The following is a 20,602-nucleotide window of genomic DNA, read 5'->3' as shown; positions in this document are numbered from 1 at the left end:
GGAACGGACGTGCCCGAAAAGTCTTCGGCGAACCATCCGACGCTGTCGGAGCTTCGGGCCAAGGCACAGCCTCCGGAAGTCCGCAGTCGGAAGAACGCCGAGCACTGGACGGCGCAGCTCTACCTACGGCATATCTCGATCTATTTCACGATGCTTCTCGTGCGTACGAAGATCACCGCCAACGGAGTCACCGTCCTGATGATCCTGGCCGGTTGGTGCATCGCATTCAGCCTGCTGATTCCGGGCATCTGGGGTGCGGTACTTGCCGTCCTCTTCTCCCAGGTGCAGATGTACATCGACTGCTGTGACGGTGAGGTCGCGCGGTGGCGGGGAACCAGCGGAGCAAAAGGCGTGTTCCTCGACAAGGTCGGCCACTACACGACCGAAGGTCTGGTCGCGGTCGCGCTCGGAGTGCGAGCCGTGGGCGAATGGAACAGCCTGATCGAAGACCCGGCCGGCACATATCCGTTCCTGCTGGCAGGAACCGTCCTCGCCGGATTGGTGCTTCTCAACAAAGCGCTCAACGACATGGTCCATGTGTCACGAGCATTCAACGGGCTCGACAAGCTCGCGGACTCGAAAGAAGCCACAGCACTGAACCCGGGAGTCATCTCCACCCTCAAGCGAATCGCTCGGTTCGTGCCTTTCCACCGTATCTTCCACTCGGTAGAGATGTCTCTGATGGCATTGGCCTCGAGCATTGTCACCGCGATAGCCGTATCGGCGGGCGCCGAACCACTGTTCGGCGAACGGTGGCTCGTCATCATCATGGCTCCGCTGTGCCTGCTTTCAGTCATCGGACACTTCATGTCGATCATGGCATCAAGGAGGCTGTCATGAGCGAATCATCACGGATTCTTTCCCAGCGCTTCGAAGACAGCAAACGCTACACCTTCGGCGTTGTCGTTCTCAGCCAAGGTAAGCGGCTGGACGACCTCAACCGTGGATTCGAATCACTGCTGGCGCAGAAGGGCGTCGACCTCGACATCGTCTGCGTCGGCAACGGCTGGGAGCCGGAAGGCATACCGGACCAGGTCAAGAAGCTCGGGTTGCCGGAGAACCTCGGAATCCCTGCCGGCCGCAATGCAGGCGTTCCTCACGTCGACGGCGAGTTCCTGTTCTTCCTTGACGATGACGCATGGCTGCCGGACGACACGTCGCTGATGCGCATGGCACAACTGATGCGGACTAAACCGCAGATCGGACTGATCCAGCCAAGGGTTGAGGAGCCCGGTGGGCCGGATGCACCGAAACGGTGGATTCCCAGACTGAAGAAGGGAAGCGCCGACCATTCATCGAATGTGTTCTCTGTGTGGGAAGGCGCAGTCTGCATGCAGCGCCGGGCCTTCGACGAGTGCGGCGGATGGCCAGCCCCCTTCTGGTACGCACACGAGGGCATCGAACTCGCGTGGAGGGTATGGGACGCCGGCTACATCGTCTGGTACATGGGCGACCTCGCCGTCGCTCACCCAGTAATCGACCCGAGGCGCCACGACGAATACTTCTACATGAATGCGAGAAACAGAGTCTGGCTGGCCCGACGCAACCTGCCGTGGCCTTTCAGCTGGGCCTATGTGGGCTCCTGGACGTTGATGCAGTTCGTCAAGTGGGCGAATAAGCCTCACCAGCTCAAAGCCTGGATGGAAGGATGGCGCGCCGGCTGGCGTCTGGACCCGTGGGGCCAAGACGAAGAGCGGCAGAAGCTGTCGAAGAGAGGCGTACTTCGCATGTCCCGGCACGGCCGACCGCCCGTCGTTTAGTCGCCTAGCTGTACCGGAGTTGACAACTTCCAGCTGGAATCTTCACCGCGCGTCGTTTGCGTCCAACGCGTGAAATTCAAACTTTGAACAGACACAGACCGCAGGCGGGTACGTCCTGACCGACTGAGTAACTGAGTGGAGCAATTTGATGCAGTCGACAGCCACTGTTGCTGAAAACTCACCGAGAAGAACTCCGACACCCAAATCCTCTGGATTTCGTTCCGACATTCAAGGGCTTCGAGCCCTGGCTGTGGGAATCGTTCTGCTCTACCACCTATGGCCCGACCGTTTCGTCGGCGGGTTCGTCGGGGTCGATGTGTTCTTCGTCATCTCCGGCTTCCTCATCACCACCCACCTCATCAAGTCCCCTCCGCGAAGCTGGTCGGACGTAGCCAAGTTCTGGGCACGACGTGTCCGGCGACTGCTGCCGGCATCCCTGCTCGTCCTCTTCCTCGTCGGCATCGCCACCTTCCTCGTCGCTCCGCAGTCGGTGTGGGCCGATACCGGGCGGCAGATCCTCTCTGCTGGCCTCTACGTCGTCAACTGGGACTTCGCTGTCTCCAGCGTCGACTACCTCGCCGCAGACAATGCTCCATCACCGGTACAGCATTTCTGGTCGCTGTCAGTCGAAGAACAGTTCTACTTCGTCTGGCCCATGATCATCGGCCTGGCATTCCTCATCGGAACAAAGCTCGGTCGATCGAAGAGAATCGTCGGGTTCACTGTCCTCGGAATCTTCCTCGCCTCGTTCGTCTTCTCCATCTGGTACACGGCCGCGGAACCCGCAATGGCTTACTTCATCACCCCGACGAGGATGTGGGAGCTGGCAGCCGGAGGCCTTGTCGCCATCTTCGTGCTCTATATTCGACCGGAACGACTGCCGTTCAGTTCGTTGCTCGGATGGATCGGTCTCGCAGGCATCGTGGCCGCCACATTCCTCATTCGCGCGGACATGCCCTTCCCCGGATACATTGCGCTCGTACCGGTGCTGTCGACTGCCCTTGTCATCCTCGCCGACTCCCGTGGACGCACGTCTGTACTTCCGCTGCTTTCGCTGCGACCGGTTCGCTTCCTCGGCGATATCTCGTACTCCGTCTACCTCTGGCACTGGCCGCTCATCGTCCTTGTGCCCTACGCCTCGGTCAAGCTGGGCCGTTCAGAGAGCCTCGGCGTAATCGACAACATCGCCATCATTCTGGTCTCGATAGTCACCGCCTGGGCGTCGACGACCTGGGTGGAGAACCGATTCCGCAAATCAGCGTTCTTCAGCAGTTCAAAGAAGACCTTCGGCTTCGCCGCTGTGGCTATGGCGCTCGTCGTCGCCCTCGGTCTCAGCCAGATGGTCATCGCGAACAACCTCGTCGAGCAGAATGAGGACAAACTCCAAGCCCAGCTGGATGACCCAGACTCCTGCCTCGGCGGCAGGATCCTCCTGCCCGGTGCGAAGGACAATCCGAACTGCGAGGGAATGAAATCTCTCCAGATGGAACCGGCCGCGGCGAAGAAGGACAAGTCCAAAGCTTACGCGGACGGCTGCTGGGCCAGCGCCCCCTACGCAAGCAAACCCGAGTGCACCTACGGAGACGGCTCGAAGCACGTCGCCTTGGTCGGCAACTCGCATGCCGGTCACTGGCTGCCGGCGCTCGAACGTTTGGCCGACGAGAAAGACCTGACCATCACCACGTTCCTCGCTTCGAACTGCAGCATTTCGACACTGCCGCAGGATCTCTCGACTCCCGACGAGACCAAGGGATGTCAGGACTACGCCGACTGGGTCACAGAGCGGACGACCCAAGGCGGCTTCGACGCAGTGATCACCTCGGAGCGCCAGTCGACGCCGCTGGACGGGATGGACTGGGACAAAACCGAAGCGAAGGCGCCCGAAGGGCACAAGGAGATCCTGCAACGCTGGATCGATGCGGAATTCGATGTCGTCGTCATCCGGGACACCCCGTACCCGGGTGGGCAGGACATCAATGTGCCGGACTGTGTAGCCAAACATGAAGACGATCTCGATGCCTGTTCCGGAACTCCGGAGGAATGGCACTGGATGGATCCTTTGGCAGCCTCGGCGAAATCGATCGATTCGAAACGGCTCTCTGTCATCTATCCCGAGGACTGGTTCTGCCCCGACGGACGCTGTGAGCCTGTCATCGGCGGCGTCATCACCTACTTCGACACTGCACACATCACTTCGACCTATGCGCAGACTCTCGCACCCCAGCTCGGTGCGAGACTCAGCCGGACAGGTTTGGACACCTTCGACTGACCTCCGGAAGGAAGACGGTCACTGGTTCATCGAACTGACAGTGAAGTTCGATATCGTGTGGCTGATTGACTCTGAGCCTCACATCTGAGCCCACGACCGTTCACCGAAACCTCTGCAAAGGACGAAACGAGTGACCACTGGACGAAACGCCGCGGACCGCTACCTCAGCAAGGGACGAGAGCTGGTGAAACCCGTTGTCCACGGGATCGCCCGTCGTGCTCTGCCTGTGGTTGAACGGGCCTCAGGGACCAAGTACGTGCGCGAGCGTGCGACCGGTGCTGGAAAATCGTCCGGTAAGCCGAAGAAGATCGCGACCGAAACCGCTCGTGCCTACCGGAAACTGGCAACGGGACTGCACGGTGCGACAGCAGAAAACACCGATGGATGGACTGTCGCCCCATCGACACGCGAGGTCGACGCCAAGGCACGGCAGCTGGCACGCCTCAAGGCCCACGCGGCACTATCCGAAGCCCTGACCCAGGGATCGTCGTTCGGCCCCGCAGTCGTGAAGGCCGGACGGTCTCTCGTCGCCGCCGGACACCTGGCCGACACCGTGTCGATCGGGCTCAACCTTCGCAGCAATCCCTCCACCGAGGAAGCCGGAAGAGTTCTCTTAGGCTTGGCCTACCAGCGGTCATCGGACCCCGAGGTCGCATGGGCACAGTTCGAGAAGATCGAAGACCGGGAGATCATCGTCGCCGCCGCCGAGGAGTACTACCCGACCGCGATCGACACGCTCGGACACGAGGCACTGCCGCTTTTGGAGAGTGCGGACAAAGCGGGGGAGACCGACAAGTGGAGTGCGAAGGCAGTGCTGCGCACCGCCGAATCGGCTTTCTGCATCGATGCCTTCGACCAGGTCCGGACTCTGGTCGAAACTCGTCTCGACCGGATGGGTGACGACGCCGATTCGGCCGTGCGTTACGAACTCAACCGCATGCGCGACTGGCTCCCGGGAGGAAAGCACCTCGAACCACTTCCAACTACTGCGGGCAAGCGCAACTTCGGTGTCCTCAGCTACGACCAGCCGGGGATCCGCTCGCGGAACATCGGCGACTACATCCAGACGATTGCGTCGATCGGACACCTGCTCCGCTACGAGAACCTCAGCTTCACAGGCGACAATGGACTGACCGACCTCTTCGCGAAGCTCCGCCAGTCGGTCAAGGAAGAGCGGAAATACGGGGGACCTGAGGCTGAACTCAACCTGGTCGAGGTCTATCGTGACGGCAACGTCTATCAGGACATCCCAGAGGACACCTGGTACATCGCCTTCGGCTGGTACATGCATGACATCTTCGGGAAGTCGTTCAATATTCCGTTCCACCCGAATCTGCGCCCGATCCTGCTGTCCGTGTTCGTGCGCTACCCCGAGATGCTCACTCCCGAAGCCATCGCCTATCTCAAGAAGTATGGGCCGGTCGGTTGCCGTGACTGGCAGTCCGTTGCCGTGCTGCGCGCAGTCGGCGTGCCCGCTTTCTTCTCTGGCTGTCTGACGACGACGGTCGATACTCTCTTCCCCACAACCTCACCCGACCGTCGCTCGGGGGCGCTGCGCGTCGACTGGACGAAGGACAATAAGGGGCCGAAGAAGAAGCAGACCGTCACCGCGATCCGCGACAAATCGTTCCCGGAGAACCTCGAACTCGCGCGCAACTGGGTCGCTGACTATGCCTACAAGTACAAGCACGTCCTCACTTCCCGTCTGCATGCGAACCTGCCGGCACGATCGGTCGGGGCTGACGTCGACTTCGAACCCAAGAACAAGTCCGATTCGCGGTTCGGCGGACTCATCGGCATCGACGCAGCCGAGTTCGATGCCATTCGCAATGGAATCCTCGACAAGCTCGCTGTGTTGCTGCCCCTCATCGCAAACGGTGCATCCGAAGACGAGATCTACGCAAAGTGGGTCGAGATCACAGCAGACGAGATGGCTTTCGCTGACGAATATCTGGCATCAGCCCGACTGCCCGTTGCGGAGAGCGGGTCAGTTGCCTCGGCACTGAGCGGGATAGAACGACCCGCACCCGAAGCGCATGTCACCGACATCGTCATGACCGTTGAGAAGGGTGAAGTACCGTTGGTCGGGCAGGCACTCCGGACTATCGAGACCCACGCGGGAGCCGCCTACCGCGTGTGGCTGCCGAACGGTGCGTTGACCTCAGCCGAAGTCGACGAGATCCGCAGCGAGCTCACTCAGGGAAGCATCGACATCCTCCCGCCTGTGGCATTGGGCGACGAGAGGAACTCGTCTGAAGTGCTGTCGGCTGTTCTGCCTGCGCTGTTTGCGGACCACGAGCGTCTCATCGTTGTGCCCGCAACCGCCGAGGTTTCTGCAGACATCACCGAACTCTCGACCGTCGACTTCAAGGACACGCTGCTGGCTGCGAAACATGATGTCAGGAAGAGCCGATCCAGCGGTCTCACTCTGATGCGACGGATCGCGAGTTCGTTCGGTGACGATCACACGGGTGCCCTCGACTTCGTCTTCGCCAGCCATGCAGGGATGAGCCAGGACTTCGTGCCGTTCGACCCGCAGATCGCCGTGCTCAATCTGGCCGGACTGCGCAGCGAAGGCGTCGTCGAACGAGTCCTAGGTCTGGTGCAGCAGAACGGCCTCAGCCATATCGACGCGATGCAGATGATCGTGAAAGGCCGGTATGCCGACCTCGGCGACGACTGGAACATCCATGCCCAGTGGGAAGCAGCGGACGCTCCCAAGATCGTCAATTGGCGCCGCCAGGCTCGCCACTTCGGCCATATGGCGCTGACGCGCTGACTGTCCGACCGTCGTCGATGAGCGTTGAGGAAAGGTACCACTTATGAGGTTGCGAGCCCGAACGACCCCAGACGGCAGTGGCAGAGACGTTGAACCAGTCGGTCCCGCATTCGGAACCGACGCAGTCCACGTATACAACGTACTGTGGGGCATCCCGGAATCCATGGGCGGCATGACAACGGCTGCGCTGCGTCGGATTCGGAGCTTCCAGAACTATGGAAGCCCGCTGTCGCAGACCATTCTCACGTTCAGTCCGCGAATGGACACCGATGAGATCAGGGACCGGCTGATCGCACAGGGGAAGATGCGAGACGATGTCGAGCTCGTCAACATCTGGCAGGATCTTCGCGGACGAAGCGAAGCCGAGCTGGCCCACCTTGAGGGAGAACCCCCGAGGATGCCGATCCCCGACGAGGACGGCGAGCTCGAGAACATCACCCCCTTCTACGACGTGTTCCGCAACTCGCGTACCGGTCGAGTCATCCGGCGCAACTATTTGCGAGGCGACGGAAGCCTGCTGCTCGCTGACATCGAGGATCCGAAACTGGGCCGACGATTCATCCTGCATTCTCCGGCGGGGGAGCCGATGGTCGAGTGGCGCCGGCCGCGCGATTTCTACAATGCGTGGATCACAGCGACCGTGACGACGTCGCCGGCAGTTGTCATCGTCGATGACAAGAAGGTCAGCGAATTCATCCACGAAATCTCGGACCGCGACTTCGCACTCATCCTCTTCCTCCACGGAAGCCATCTCAGCCACCCATGGAACGGTAATCACGGGCAGCCCCTGAGGGCCCGTACAGATACGATGCGCAACTTCGACCGATTCGACATCGTCGGAGTGCAGACACAGCAGCAGGCCGAAGCGATTCGAGCCATGGGCTTCTCCGGCGACAACATCCGACTGCTGACCGGGGAACTGCCACAAGGATCAATCGTCGCTGATCCGTCGATGGGGCGAGAAATGGGAAACGCCGTGATGGTTGCGAACCTCATCGATCTCAAACGCATCGAGCACCCGATCCGCGCAATCGCGAAGCTGCGCGACCGTGGTGTCGCGGTCTCACTGACCGTGCTCGGAGAGGGACCCGCGAGACCGAAGCTGGAAGCTCTCGTCGATGAGCTCGACCTCAGCGACCGCGTCAAACTTCCGGGGTACGTCGATGATGTGCACGAGCGACTGGAATCGGCATCGTTCTCAACACTGACCAGCACGAGTGAGGGTCTGCCGCTGTCTCTGCTGGAGGCGATGGGCGCTGGTTGCGTACCCATCGTCTACGACATCACTTATGGTCCACGAGATGTCATCGATCAGGGCGTCAACGGCTTCATTACGCCGTGGAGCGATATCGACGCACTGGCTGACCAGATCGAGAGTTTCCTCTCTCTGGAGCCCAGCGAAGTCGAGTCCATGCGTCGTGCCGCGGTGAAATCCGTCGAACGCTACCTCCCCGAGGCCGGATACCGGCGTTGGCAGAACGCGCTCACTGACATGCGTTTGACAAACCTTCCGGACAACGGTGACGCGAAGTCGGCGCCGTCGATCCAAGCCAAGAAGCTCACCTGTACCCCAATTGCGGGCGGCAGCAGAATTGAGATCGCAATCGACGGTATTCATCAGTTGATTGCAGAGACGCTGCAGCTGGTCGTGGCCGGTAGGAAACTCAGCACGTTTTTCATCTGCGGACTTTCCGAGATCTCATTCCGCAGATTCGGGCACAGAATGGTGCTCGCCTTCGACTTGGACGATGAGAGCTTCTCCGAGTCTGCGGATGAGACGTTCGACGTCTTTCTCCGGCGGTCTCAGGACCTGTGGACGTCGAAGCGGAGGATCAGCACTCCGAAGCGATTCCGCGCCACGACTGCGGCGGCTCGCGAATGGTATTCGACGAAGCACGGGAACCTCTCGGTGAAGCCCCGCATGTGACCATCCGCTGCTGGCGTCATCCCTCCCGATGGTCTTCTGACCGAGTTCGTATCTCGTCGATCGAGGAGAGCCGTGACTATTCGTCGTCGGACTCGGCGTTGACGCTTTCAGTGTGGAAGCTCTTGAGAGCAACGGTTCGGTCGGCGATGAGTTTGGACACTGCTTCAGTGAATAGGACGGTCGAAGATCCGGGCTCGCCGTCACCGAAGTAGTGGCGCCGGAGTTCGTGCCTGATCTTGACAGTGGAATCGTGGCTGAGCATCTCGCTGATCAGTGATTCGACTCCCTCAATCGTCGTTTCGCTGATGAGCGGAGTGGCACGGCTGATCGGAGCCTCGGCATTGAGCGATTCGGAGTCATTGCGGCGATCGGTGAGCACGAGCGGCTTGTCCGGGTGGAGATAGAGGAAGTCGAGTCCGACGCTAGAGATATCGGTGATGAGAAGGTCGACCGTGTCGAACATGCCGAGGATGTCTCCTTGCATGAGCACCTGGTGCTGTCGAGTCTCGTCAGCGATCGATGCGTTTGCCGACTCGATGAGTTGGAGGATCCGCGCATTCGCCTCGACCATGTCCGGGTCTTTGGACGTTTCGACTCGCGGATGGGGTTTGTAGATCAGACGAGCATCCAGGATCTGGAGGACGGCCTCGACGATCTGCGGACCGAAGAGATCGACGGAAGTGTAGTTGTTCGCATCATTCTCGCCCTCCCACGTGGGCGCATACATGATCGTACGGGCCGATGAAGGTTCGAGCTCGAGTGGCCTTTTGATGTCCAACTGGGGCCGACCGACACGGACGAGCTGTGATTCGTCAAAGTCGATGAGGGCCCTGCGGTGACGTTCCACAGCAGCCTCACCGGCGACGAAGACCTTGTCGTAGGCCTTGGCCTGATTAGACACCATGCTCAGCTTGTCGGACTCACCATGGTTGACATGGACGTGGACCATCGGAGCAAAGCTGAGTGACTGGAAATTCGTCACTCCATTGTTCACGTATAGAGCGAGTTTGAAATCGTTGGCGTGGTAAAAGGTATGAAGCGGATCGAACTTTCGTTTGAACACCACGGGGAGGTGAGTGCTCTCCAGTGCACTCAACAGGGCAGTTCCCTTGCGGAGGACAAGAACGACCCGGTGCTGCTTGTGGAGCTCTTCAAGCACGGGAAGCCACTGTTCCAGCTGATAGAACTTCGAGCTTCGGTCACCGAAGTACACGACGACCTCGGCTTTGACGTAGCTGCCGTCATGCTCGTCTTCGAGGCGATTCCACCTCTCCGCGCCCCTGATCCATTTGCTGGTGCGTTTCCACGCGCTAGAGCGCACCGCAGTGCGTGCGACCCATCGGACCGGATTAGCCACTGTTCGATCTCCTTGCAGTTGTGAAAACGCAGCCGCGGCGGCTCAAAGCCGTAGAAGCAGCCGACAACTCGGCAAGAATATCGTTTCACGAGCGGCGATGAGAACACGAAGCCGACTAGTCGGATGCCGCTTGCGGGCGTGTCATCAAGTTACCGGCGGCAGTAGGCAAACTGCTAGGCTATCAACGTTAATTGAGAGTGAACGAGTTGCGTCAGCATTGCAAAATCATGCTGGTGAGGGGAACCTGTGGTAGATGAGCTGACAATTGAAAGAATCTCGTGGGAACGTGTGATTCTGACATTTGTCGTCAGGGTTTCCGGCGATGCCCCTGACTCGTTTTTCCTGACCCCGAACTCGCGACCCTACGAGGTCGAACTCCCCGTTCATGCGGAACCTCTGGGGGAGGGGCGTTTCGAGCTCACGATCAACGTGACCCAGTTCAACCGTCGTGCTCAGGTCCCCAACGGAACATACTACCTCGTGGCTCGACGCGGGGAAGAGAACCTTCCTGCCTCTTACCCCCTGGCGAGAGCCGAAGAGCTCGGGGATGCTTCACGAGCATTCGTCTACAACAAGAACTTCTCTGCCTACACAGTGACGTTTGGTATCTCCGACGACGAGACGGCTCCCTACTTCCTTATGCGCACTTACTCCTTCGGGCGATCCGGAGGCAAGCCATCTTCCAGGGTGGCGCGGTTGAAGTCGAAGGCTCGCAAGAAATGGACGAAGACCAAGCGGAAGGCTCTGCGTACCGTGTTCGCCATCTCTGCTTACAAACGGCCGTCTGACGGAAGCAACATCTTGTTCGCCTCCGAGGCCCGTCCGAACATGCAGGGCAACCTCAAGGCCGTACATGACCGCATGCTCGAACGCGGTCTCGATTCGCAATTCAACTTCGGCTATTCGTTCCGTACCGGCCGCACCAGCAGCCGCCAGAGTGCGTTCGCGCTGGCGTGGGAGATGGGCAAAGCGAACATCATCCTCATCGATGACTACTTCGCCATCCTCAAGGACCTCGGCAACCGAGATGAACAGAAGATCATCCAGCTGTGGCACGCAGGAAGCGGATTCAAGTCAGTTGGATACAGCCGCTTCGGGCAGTACGGTTCACCGAATCTGCGAAACGCCCATCGCCTCTATTCGTATGCCATCTGCGGTTCCCAGCACTTGCGGGATGTCTACAGCGAAGCTTTCGGCATCGAGAGAGAAGCAGTCCTCGCGACCGGTCTGCCTCGTATCGACGGTTTCCTTAGAGAAGGACGTGCAGAAGAGGTCCTTGTCGATTTCGAGAAGCAGTTCCCGACGGCGAAAGGTAAGAGGAAGATCCTCTTTGCGCCTACTTTCCGCGGTCGCGGCTCCGGAGACGCCCACTACGACTACGACCAGATCGATTTCCGGGAGCTGTACGAGTCGTGCGGCGACGATTCCGTCGTGCTGTTCCGACAGCATCATTTCGTGCCTGATCCGGCTCCGATTCCACAGGAATTCAGCGACCGACTCATCGACGTCGCGTCTTGCCCGGACACCAACGATCTGATGCTCATCTCGGACGTGCTCATCACTGACTACTCGTCCGTTATCTATGAGTATTCGCTTCTCGAACGCCCGATGATCTTCTTCGCCTACGATCTCGATACATACTCCGCGACGCGAGGAATGCACAAGGACTACCGGGAAGCCGCCCCGGGAAGCATCGCTACGACATTCGACGAACTCGTCGAACTGCTCCGTCGTCCCCAGTTGAGCAACGAAGCGACGAAAGAGTTTGTCAAAGAGAACTTCGACTACGTGGACACGAACAACTCCGACCGCGTGATCGACACGCTCATCCTCAGCGAGCCTGCCGCCGAACCACAGGTGCCTTCCGAGGACGAAGATCACCGTATGTCCGAACGTGTCGGTGAGGAAGATCCCGGCGCGCCAGGACAAGAGGACCAGCTCAACGACCCGACGGACAATGACTCCGACGGCAGCTATAAGACCGAAGAAGAGGACGAGGAGAACCAATGGCAAACATCGCAGTAGTCTTCGCAGGAGGCGTCGGCGCTCGAATGGCGCACAGCTCACGTCCGAAGCAGTTCCTGGAGATCCATGGCCGACCGGTGATCGTGCACACGCTCGACATCTTCCAGCAGCATCCCGAGATCGATGCCATTGCCGTGGCCATTCTTCCGCAGTATCGCGAGCACCTGGAGCGCCTGGTCAAACGTTACGAGCTGGACAAGGTGCAGTGGATAGTCGACGGCGGGTCGACCGGCCAGGAATCGCGACACAATGCGCTCAAGGTCGTTGCCGAGCACAACGACCCGGACAGTATCGTGCTCATCCACGACGGTGTCCGTCCCCTTATCGATGCTGATCTCGTCTCGCGGAACATCGCCAGTGCCCGTGACTTCGGTTCGGCAGTCACCTGTACCAAGATGACGGAGACCGTCGTCGTCGAAGAGGGCGACGGCATCAAGAAAGTCATTCCGCGTGACCCACTGTGGACTGCCCAGGCCCCGCAGACATTCCCGCTCAAGGACGTCCTTGCAGGATACGACCGTGCTGTCGCTGAAGGCGAGGACGATTCCATCGACACATGCACGCTCATGAACGGCTTCGGATATAACGTGCACCGAGTCGAAGGTCCGCGGACGAACATCAAAATCACCACGGCCTCGGATTACTACGTGTGCCGGACCTTCCTCACCCTCATTGAAGATCGGGAGGCCTTCGGTGGCGAGTGAGGACCAGGCAGCCGCTTCCGTGGCCGATGCCACAGACGTCGTTCTCTTCGACGCCCCTGTCTTCTTCGAGGATATTGCTCGAATCGCTGCGGCTCAGTTGCCGTGGGAGAAGTATCGGAACACCGAGATTCTGGTCACCGGTGCGTCCGGCATGATTCCGATGTACATAGTCGGAGCACTGTTAGCTGCAAACGATGCCCATGACCTCGGACTGCAGGTCACTGGTTTGGTGCGGAACAAAACGAAGGCTGAAAAGAGATTCGGCACGGCGCTCGAACGCTCTGATTTCACACTGCTCGGCGGCGATGTCATCGATACGCAGAGCTTCGAACGGAAATTCTCGACTGTCTTCCACGGCGCGTCACCGGCTCGTCCGAGTCTTCACAAGTCATCGCCGGTCACCACTCTGAAGGCGAACACGCTTGGCACCATCAACCTCCTCGATGCGTTCGTCGAGTCGGGAGGGGAGTCTTTCGTTCTTCTCTCCTCGTCTGAGGTCTACGGTGCGGTCAACGGCAGCGGGCTCATTCGCGAAGACGATCAGGGGACGCTGCAGCATTTCGCGCCGCGGGCAAGCTATTCAGAAGGCAAGCGAATCGCCGAGACCGCACTGGCCGCGTACGCGGATGAGTTCGGTATCAGAGGACTCAGCCTCCGGTTCGGTCACATCTACGGCCCGGGTATGGCCCTGGACGACGGTCGTGTGCAGGCGGATTTCCTGGCAGATGTCGTTCGTGCTCGGAATGTGCGGATGATGAGTCCCGGAGCTGCGACGCGGACATACACGTACGTCGCGGATGCTGTGGAAGGACTGTTTTTCGCCCATCTGCTCGGTGAAGAACAGGTCTACAACGTCGCTGACCCCGTTGGGAACATCAGCATCCGTGAACTGGCAGAGACCTTCGCCTCTGCACGGCCGGAGAAGAACCTCTCGCTGGATTTCGTCAATCCCGAGGACGGGCGGTCGTTTTCCCCAGTCGCGTCACTCGGCTTGGACGCTGCAAAGCTCACCGGGCTTGGTTGGGACGCCGCCACCAAGCTTTCGTCTGGAGTCTCACGGTGTATTCGATCATTCGAAGAAGGACCTCTTATCGCTGAGTGAGTGCAGGCTATTGTTGGGTGAGCGAGTAGGGAAAGACGATTACAGCAGAGAGCTGATCACGAAGCAATCAATTCCCATGATAAAATATTGAGTTTAAGCCGATATTCCTATTTTTCGGCCAACGCGGAGGTCTTGCAATGAGAATTGGTCTCATCGGAATTAACAAATACGCCAAATTCTTGAATTTTGCGTGCGATTTGCACGCCTATGCATTTCAGCAGTTCTTATCCCAGAATGGGTACGATGCGACATTCTTGGACTACAAGCCAGTCTATTACGGCAAATTCGATATGCGTCATCCGGCTCCCTTTGCTGAGAAGAAGTACCGTGATGCTGTAGCCAAGAAGGCGGACACCGCCACATTGCAGAAGCTGGCTGATCTGGCTGTTGGCTACCGCAGCGTGGAAGTCGAGCGAGAGCGCCGATTCGACAAATTTGAAGCCTTCGCGAACAAGCATATGAAGTTCACTGAAGAGAAATACGACTCGGATCTCCTCGAGGTCGAGGATCCCGGGTTTGATTGCTACATATGCGTAACCGATGTAATTTGGCAGTCGCTCCCCCGGCATAATTTCGACCGTGGTTTCATGCTTGGCAGCAAGGCTTTTGAGGGCAAACAGAAGATAGCTTATGCCGCTAGTCGCGGAGCGTCTAAAGACTTCAGTGAGAAACAAGAAAAGATCTTCTTCCAGTATCTGGAAGATATCGACACGATAACCGTGCGTGAACGTGACTTCGGCGAATACATCGAAAAGAATTCAGAGCTTGAAGCCCCTTTGGTTTTGGATCCGGTTCTGCTGCACGATAAGAAATTTTGGGAGAATGTAGCCGAAAAGCCCAAAGAAGAAAAGTACGTTGCGCTTTATTACGTCATGGAACGGGCTTCAGACACAATTGACAAAGCTGTCGAGTACGCCAAACTGCATGATCTGACGATCGTGGAACTGTCTGATCGTCCTCTAAAGCACGGTAAGATCACTGACCCTGACGTTAAACATGTATCTCGTTACGACGTCGGCATGGAAGAGTGGCTGGGCTATCTCGCGAATGCCGAAGTGGTCTTCACAAACTCATTCCACGGTTGCTGCTTCTCGCTTCTCTTCGGAACTCCGTTCTATGCAGGACAGAGAAACGGCCAGAAAGTCCCTAACTTCTTGAAAACCTTTGGTCTCGATTCGCTCCGTTTCGGTCCGAATACAGACGTGCATTCGTTTTCAACTGACCTCGACTTCACCGAGGCATACCAGATCCTTGATCAGTTGAAAGCAGAGTCGACTGATTTCATCCTCGGTGCGATTAGGGACGCCGAGCGCCGGTTCAATGAAGGCGGTGAGCCTGACACCTCAGCACACGAGCTGCGCCGTCGTGAGCTGAACTATCCCATCCATTTCAACAGCGCTGGGCAGCGAGACGGTTTGACGTTCTCGAACGGTGAACCTGATGAGGCGGAGGTTCTGCGTTTGTCGAGCGGAAGTGTCGAATACATCTATTCCGGCAAGAAATATGGGAACGACGGGGGTGCTGTCGTCGAAGCCCCCCTGTTTGAGCTTTCAGAGCATTCGTTTGAGGGATGGACTCTCAGATTCCGGATTGACAACAGGTGGTTCTGGCTCAAGAAAGACGGCTCAGTAGCTGCGTCCAGCGCTGGTGAGGGTGTCTCAGAAGAGGAGAAGGCTGTGCTCTCAGCAGGCTCCGCTATTCCGCATCTTCCCGTCAACCATATTGACGTGGTCGTTTTAGTCGCTCAGTGGAAAGCGCTGAAAGAACCGAGGACCGGTTTAGCCTCGTTGTTCCGTCGGCGGTAGTTGAATTGGTAGTCTGCCTTCTGGGGCGACAGTGTTTGCTGCTCTGAAAGCGCTTCAGAGAAAGCTTTCGCGTGGGTGCGAGTTGGTGGCCGACAACTTCATGGTCGCGGTGTACCTTTTAACAGAAGTCTTGACCTATGACTTCGTTGTACCGGCTGAATTGCGGTTAGCTCATGGAGGATGTGCTTGTTTCCATTCGAGCGGAAGCGTAGATTGCCAAACGTGCCGATCTTTGTGCTGACCGGTGAGGTTCCGGAGAACTACGGAGGTGTAACGACAGTCGCACTGGGACGATGCAATGTCTTCGCCGAGATGGATGACCGCGAGATCACCTTGTTGACTGTGTCGCCCATTCACGCGATGTCAATCGACGCTTTGCGGTCTGACCTAGTTGCAGATGGGCGTCTCGATTCTCGAGTGAACTTGCGAAATCCGTGGTCGGATATCCTGCAATTGGAGGATCAGGAGCTTAATCGGTTGGGCTCATCGGCATCAGTCGAAGGTCATGTCGAATTCCCTGAATTTTCTGGAGAGTTCGAAGTTCGTGCCTCGTCCAGAAGCGAGGGATTTGCCCGTGTCTACCGATACAGGCCGGACGGGAGTCCCGCGATCTCTGATACCCGCGAAATTGATTCGGAGGGAAATCCATCGCGCCGACTGATCACAGCATTTTCTCGTAGGGGGAATGCCGTTGGGCAGTGGTCGTCACCAGCTGAGCTTTACCGGCGCTGGTTGGGCTTTCTGACCGAAGCCCAAGAGATGTCGATCGTCATCGCAGAACGGCTGTCAACCTCAAATCTCTTCGTTAACTGGAGTGCGGAGAACGTTGTATTCGTACAGGCGGTGCACTCGCATCATCATAGTGCCGGGGCTCTCCAAGCGTTTCGCTATCCCGCTCCGAAGGCCAAGTTCTATCGGTCTCTCGACAAACGCGAAATGGTCGCAACTCTGACAGGTCAACAGGCAGAGGATCTGCGGGAAACGAATCTCTCTGGAGTCGACAACCTGGCTACACTGCCGAACTGGCTGACTGAAGAGCCACTGAAATCGCCGACACAACGCGATAGATTGGCGGGAGTTATCGTCTCTCGTATTTCGCAAGAAAAGCAGATCGATCATTCGCTGAAGGCCTTGAACATGCTGAGTCCAGCCTACAAAGGCGCCAGTGTAGACATTTTCGGCGACGGCGATAGTCTGCCGGCGCTTGAGGAACTTGCGTCCGAACTCGGTTTATCCGAGCAGGTGGCGTTCCAGGGTTATGTCTCGAGGGGCGGACGAAAGTTCAGAGACTATTCGTTCAGCTTGCATACGGGTAAGACCGAGGGGCAATTGTTGGTTGTGCTGGAGAGCATGGCGGCAGGATGCATCCCGATTGCCTACAACATCAAATATGGTCCTTCCGATTCGATCACTCACGGAGTTGATGGCTTACTCGTCGAACCGAACGATATCGAGGGGCTGGGCAAACAGATAGAGCTTTTTGGGTCGATGTCAGAAACGGAAGTTCTGCGTATGAGGAAAGCGGCAATTCGCCGTTCCCGAGACTTCTTGCCGGGCAAGATCTCTCGTCGCTGGGCCGAAGAGCTTCACGGTGCGATTGAGCGGAAGAACAGAAAGTCCAAGGTCGTCCTCCCCGACGGATATGCCAAACTCGGAGCATTACGGGTTGATGAACACGGCGTTGTCCTGCGGCTGAGAGTCTCGAAGGACTTGGCAGCACACGATTGGTCATGGGCAAAGATTTCATGGGTGCAACGCAAGACAGGCATATACGGAAGGACTTCGGCACAACTCAAGCGGGAGCCAGGGAAGCTGGTTATACGCGGTCGCATCGATTTTGAGCAACTTGAGCATGCACATTCACGATCTGATGCACCACTGGGACTCTGGGTCGATCTCGGAGACTCGGATCAGATGCAAAGGGTCCGTATCATTGCTTCCCCGAACGAGGAAGTCTCGCGGTATGGCCCGTATCGACTCGCGGCGGCTAGTTCGGGAAACCTACTCTTCCAGTTCCGACAAAAAGTCGAGACTCACGAGTCTGAGAATGTGAGCAACCGGTGAAATAGCACGCAGGTGTTCACCACTGGTTAGAAGGCTTTGTCCAGGCCCCTGTTGGCGGGGCAAGCCTCTAGCAGCGCCCGAACTCTACGCGTCATTGCAACGGCGGATTTGTGGTAACACGTCCCGAAGTTGCCACGGCAATCGAACAACGCTGTTCGGGTCCGAAACTATCACTACTGATTAAAACCCCAGTAAGTCTTGCCAAAATCGCAACTGCTGGGCACACTATAAAGGTGGTCAAGACAAGCGATGGTGCTGACAGCACAGAGACGACGCTGGTCAGCCGTGTCCGCACCGCCATCAAAGGCGCTGGAATCAACCACAGCGAAGTCGCCCGACACATCGGGCTCGACGCCAGCAAACTCTCGAAATCTCTGGCCGGGACTCGGAAGTTCAGGGTCGAGGAGATCTCGCTCATCGCCGAACTCACCGAGGTCACCACGGACTGGCTCACGACCGGGAGAACAACACGGCCGCCTCGGCGAAGCATCGTCGCTGACCTTCCAGCTGGGCCCACTGATCCGGGTGATGATCACACCACCGGTTCGTTACCGGCGGCCGAGACGCCGCCGCGGACATCGGTGCCCGAGTGGATGTCGAAGGGCACTCGCAATCGGCTGAAGATCATCGCGGCCGCCTGGCGGCTCTATGCCGATCTCGGCATCGACAAGGTCCGCACCGAGGATGTCGCGGACGCGGCCGGGGTGAGCGCCTCGGCGGTGAACTACCACTTCCGGACGAAAGGCCAGCTGCTGCAGTCAGCCCTGCGCTACTCACTCGACGTCATCGCCGAGACCCGCCACCTCAACGACTCCTCCGACCCCATCGGCGTACTCCGCCACTTCGCACGCATCCATGCCGGAGTCGACCCGAAGATCCGAAGAGTGTGGTCGATCTGGCTCCAGTGCTGGGCCCGTGCGGCCACCGACGAAAGCGCCCGCGCGAACCTCACCGCCGTCTACGGCGAATGGATGGACATGATCACCACCGTCATCGACGGCGGCCAACGATCCGGCAGGATCCGCTCCGGCGATACCGCACTCATGGTCAAATCCCTGTCGATCTTCATCGACGGCCTCGGCGTGGCCCGCACCACCGAACACATGCCCATCACCGATGACGAAGCGCTGACCATGCTCGAGAACTACCTCGCCGCCCACGTCCTCAGCGACGATACGCACTCCTTTGGCAGTCCAATCCCGAAGTCAGACCGGGTCGCCTCAGGCAGCCGGCCCGAACCGACGTCCCAGGAAGAAGGCACATGAACACACCGAACCGAAGACAAGCGCTGGGGGCAGGCCTTGCCGTCGCCGGCGTCGCGGGCTTGAGCGCCTGCGGCGGCGGGGAAGTCGGCGCCGCCGACGCCGGAGACCCCGTCAAGGGCGGAAGCCTGCGGGTCGGCGTCACCGGAGGCAACTCCGCGGACACCGTCGACGCCCACATCCCGGTCAACAACGGCGATGTCTGCCGTGCCGTCAACCTCTACAACGCCCTCTACGGCTGGGACGACGACTCCCAGGTCGTGCCGCTGCTGGCCGAATCGATCAAAGCCAACTCCGACTCCACCGTGTGGACCTGCACGCTGAAGGACGGTATCAAGTTCTCCGACGGCAAACCGATCACCTCCGAAGACGTCGTCTTCACCTTCGAGCGGATCAACGACCCCGACGACCCGAAGACCGCGGCAGCGAACTTCTCCATGCTGGAGAAAGTCGTCGCCAAGGACGATCGCACCGTCGAATTCCGCCTCAACGAACCCAACGGCCTGTTCAAGGACGCCGTCGCCGAATACACCGCCGCCATCGTCCCCGTCGGCTACGATCCGGAGAACCCGGTGTGCTCGGGACCGTTCAAACTCAAATCCTTCACCGCTGCCCAGTCGACCGTGCTTGTGCCCAACGAGCACTACTTCGACTTCGACAAGATGTACCTCGACGAGGTGGAGGTGCTGAACTTCAACGACGACGACGCTCTCATCAACGCCCTCCTGTCCACCCAGGTCGATGCGATCGCCGGCATCCCGCTGGCCCTTGTCGAAGTCATCGCCGCCGATGAGCGCATGTCCATCCTCAACTCGAAGACCGGCATGTGGCTGCCCTTCACCATGCGAGTGGACAAGAAGCCCTTCGACGACGTCAGGGTTCGACAGGCCTTCCGGCTCGTCGTCGACCGCGAACAGATGATCGAACAGGTGCTCTCGGGCTATGGCACCGTGGGCAACGACATGTTCGGGCCGTTGAGTGAGAACTACCCGAAGTTTCCGCAGCGCAAACAGGATCTGGACAAAGCGAAGAAGCTCCTCGCCGAGGCGGGTTATCCTGACGGACTCGACGTCGAGCTCGTCACTGCTCCCATCCAATCCGGAGCCGTCGAAGCCGCCCAGGTCTTCGCCCAGCAAGCCGCCGACGCCGGAATCAGGGTCAAGATCCGCAAGGTCGACGCCACCACGTTCTTCGGCGACGGCTACCTCAAATGGGATTTCGCCCAGGACTTCTGGTACACCCGGGACTTCATGCCGCAGGTCATCTCCTGTTCCCTGTCCGAATCGCCCTTCAACGAAACCCACTGGGACGACCCGCAGTTCAACAAGGTCTTCGACAAGGCCCGCGCGATTCCGGAGGCTGAGAAGCGCCGGGACCTGGAGCACGAGCTGCAGAAGATGCTCTACGACGAAGGCGGATACATCGTGTGGGGCTTCGCCAACCAGGTCGACGCCTTCCAGAAATACGTCGGAGGGCTCGTCCCCAACTCCACAGGACGTCCGCTGAGCGGTTGGAGATTCGACCGCGTATGGATCGGAGAGGTCTGAC

At 58.7% G+C, this 20,602-nt stretch carries 13 protein-coding genes; 12 read left to right on the top strand and 1 reads right to left on the bottom strand.

What is annotated here, in order from left to right; genetic code table 11:
* The first annotated feature begins 9 nt into the window (after positions 1–9).
* The 5 genes from BEP01S_RS16255 (at position 10) to BEP01S_RS16235 (ending at position 8,735) form a co-directional block, all read left to right on the top strand.
* Positions 10–840, top strand: coding sequence for a CDP-alcohol phosphatidyltransferase family protein (locus tag BEP01S_RS16255; protein ID WP_244882308.1), 831 nt, complete (start codon positions 10–12; stop codon positions 838–840).
* Positions 837–1,760: a glycosyltransferase family 2 protein gene (locus BEP01S_RS16250; protein ID WP_062245479.1), complete on the top strand. Its 924-nt coding sequence runs from the start codon at positions 837–839 to the stop codon at positions 1,758–1,760. The genes BEP01S_RS16255 and BEP01S_RS16250 overlap by 4 nt, the downstream gene beginning before the upstream one ends.
* A gap of 148 nt (positions 1,761–1,908) precedes the next feature.
* Entirely contained in the window at positions 1,909–4,029 is a 2,121-nt protein-coding gene (locus BEP01S_RS16245; protein ID WP_083532789.1) for an acyltransferase family protein, read from the top strand.
* 130 nt (positions 4,030–4,159) lie between these two features.
* Positions 4,160–6,808, top strand: coding sequence for a glycosyltransferase family protein (locus BEP01S_RS16240; protein ID WP_062245473.1), 2,649 nt, complete (start codon positions 4,160–4,162; stop codon positions 6,806–6,808).
* A gap of 259 nt (positions 6,809–7,067) precedes the next feature.
* Positions 7,068–8,735, top strand: coding sequence for a glycosyltransferase (locus BEP01S_RS16235; protein WP_167348290.1), 1,668 nt, complete (start codon positions 7,068–7,070; stop codon positions 8,733–8,735).
* Between the two features lie 76 nt (positions 8,736–8,811).
* On the opposite strand, the gene BEP01S_RS16230 is transcribed toward BEP01S_RS16235, so the two are convergent.
* On the bottom strand, positions 8,812–10,092 hold the full coding sequence (locus tag BEP01S_RS16230; protein WP_244882306.1) for a CDP-glycerol glycerophosphotransferase family protein: 1,281 nt from the start codon (positions 10,090–10,092) through the stop codon (positions 8,812–8,814).
* Between the two features lie 288 nt (positions 10,093–10,380).
* Here BEP01S_RS16230 and BEP01S_RS16225 point away from each other — a divergent pair, with 288 nt between their 5' ends.
* From BEP01S_RS16225 to BEP01S_RS16195, 7 genes are all read left to right on the top strand, one after another.
* The gene (locus BEP01S_RS16225) at positions 10,381–12,117 is read left to right on the top strand and encodes a CDP-glycerol glycerophosphotransferase family protein (RefSeq protein ID WP_244882305.1); all 1,737 of its coding nucleotides are present in this window, start codon (positions 10,381–10,383) and stop codon (positions 12,115–12,117) included.
* Entirely contained in the window at positions 12,099–12,821 is a 723-nt protein-coding gene (locus tag BEP01S_RS16220; protein ID WP_083532786.1) for an IspD/TarI family cytidylyltransferase, read from the top strand. Before BEP01S_RS16225 ends, BEP01S_RS16220 begins: the two co-directional genes overlap by 19 nt.
* Positions 12,822–12,918: 97 nt before the next feature.
* A complete protein-coding gene (locus tag BEP01S_RS16215) occupies positions 12,919–13,923 on the top strand; it encodes an NAD-dependent epimerase/dehydratase family protein (RefSeq protein ID WP_218004350.1) in 1,005 nt (334 codons plus the stop codon).
* Between the two features lie 137 nt (positions 13,924–14,060).
* Positions 14,061–15,728 (top strand): polysaccharide pyruvyl transferase family protein, encoded by a 1,668-nt coding sequence (locus tag BEP01S_RS16210; protein WP_062245468.1) that lies wholly within the window; start codon positions 14,061–14,063, stop codon positions 15,726–15,728.
* Positions 15,729–15,914: 186 nt separating this feature from the next.
* Complete coding sequence (locus tag BEP01S_RS16205; RefSeq protein ID WP_167348289.1) at positions 15,915–17,792, top strand: glycosyltransferase; 1,878 nt, start codon at positions 15,915–15,917, stop codon at positions 17,790–17,792.
* Between the two features lie 233 nt (positions 17,793–18,025).
* Complete coding sequence (locus BEP01S_RS16200; protein ID WP_244882304.1) at positions 18,026–19,057, top strand: TetR/AcrR family transcriptional regulator; 1,032 nt, start codon at positions 18,026–18,028, stop codon at positions 19,055–19,057.
* Positions 19,054–20,601, top strand: coding sequence for an ABC transporter substrate-binding protein (locus tag BEP01S_RS16195; protein WP_062245455.1), 1,548 nt, complete (start codon positions 19,054–19,056; stop codon positions 20,599–20,601). Before BEP01S_RS16200 ends, BEP01S_RS16195 begins: the two co-directional genes overlap by 4 nt.
* Position 20,602 lies beyond the last annotated feature (1 nt).

The sequence above is a fragment of the Brevibacterium epidermidis NBRC 14811 genome, from assembly GCF_001570805.1.
GTDB classification, from domain to species: Bacteria; Actinomycetota; Actinomycetes; order Actinomycetales; family Brevibacteriaceae; genus Brevibacterium; species Brevibacterium epidermidis.
This window is presented reverse-complemented; position numbering and strand designations above follow the sequence as displayed.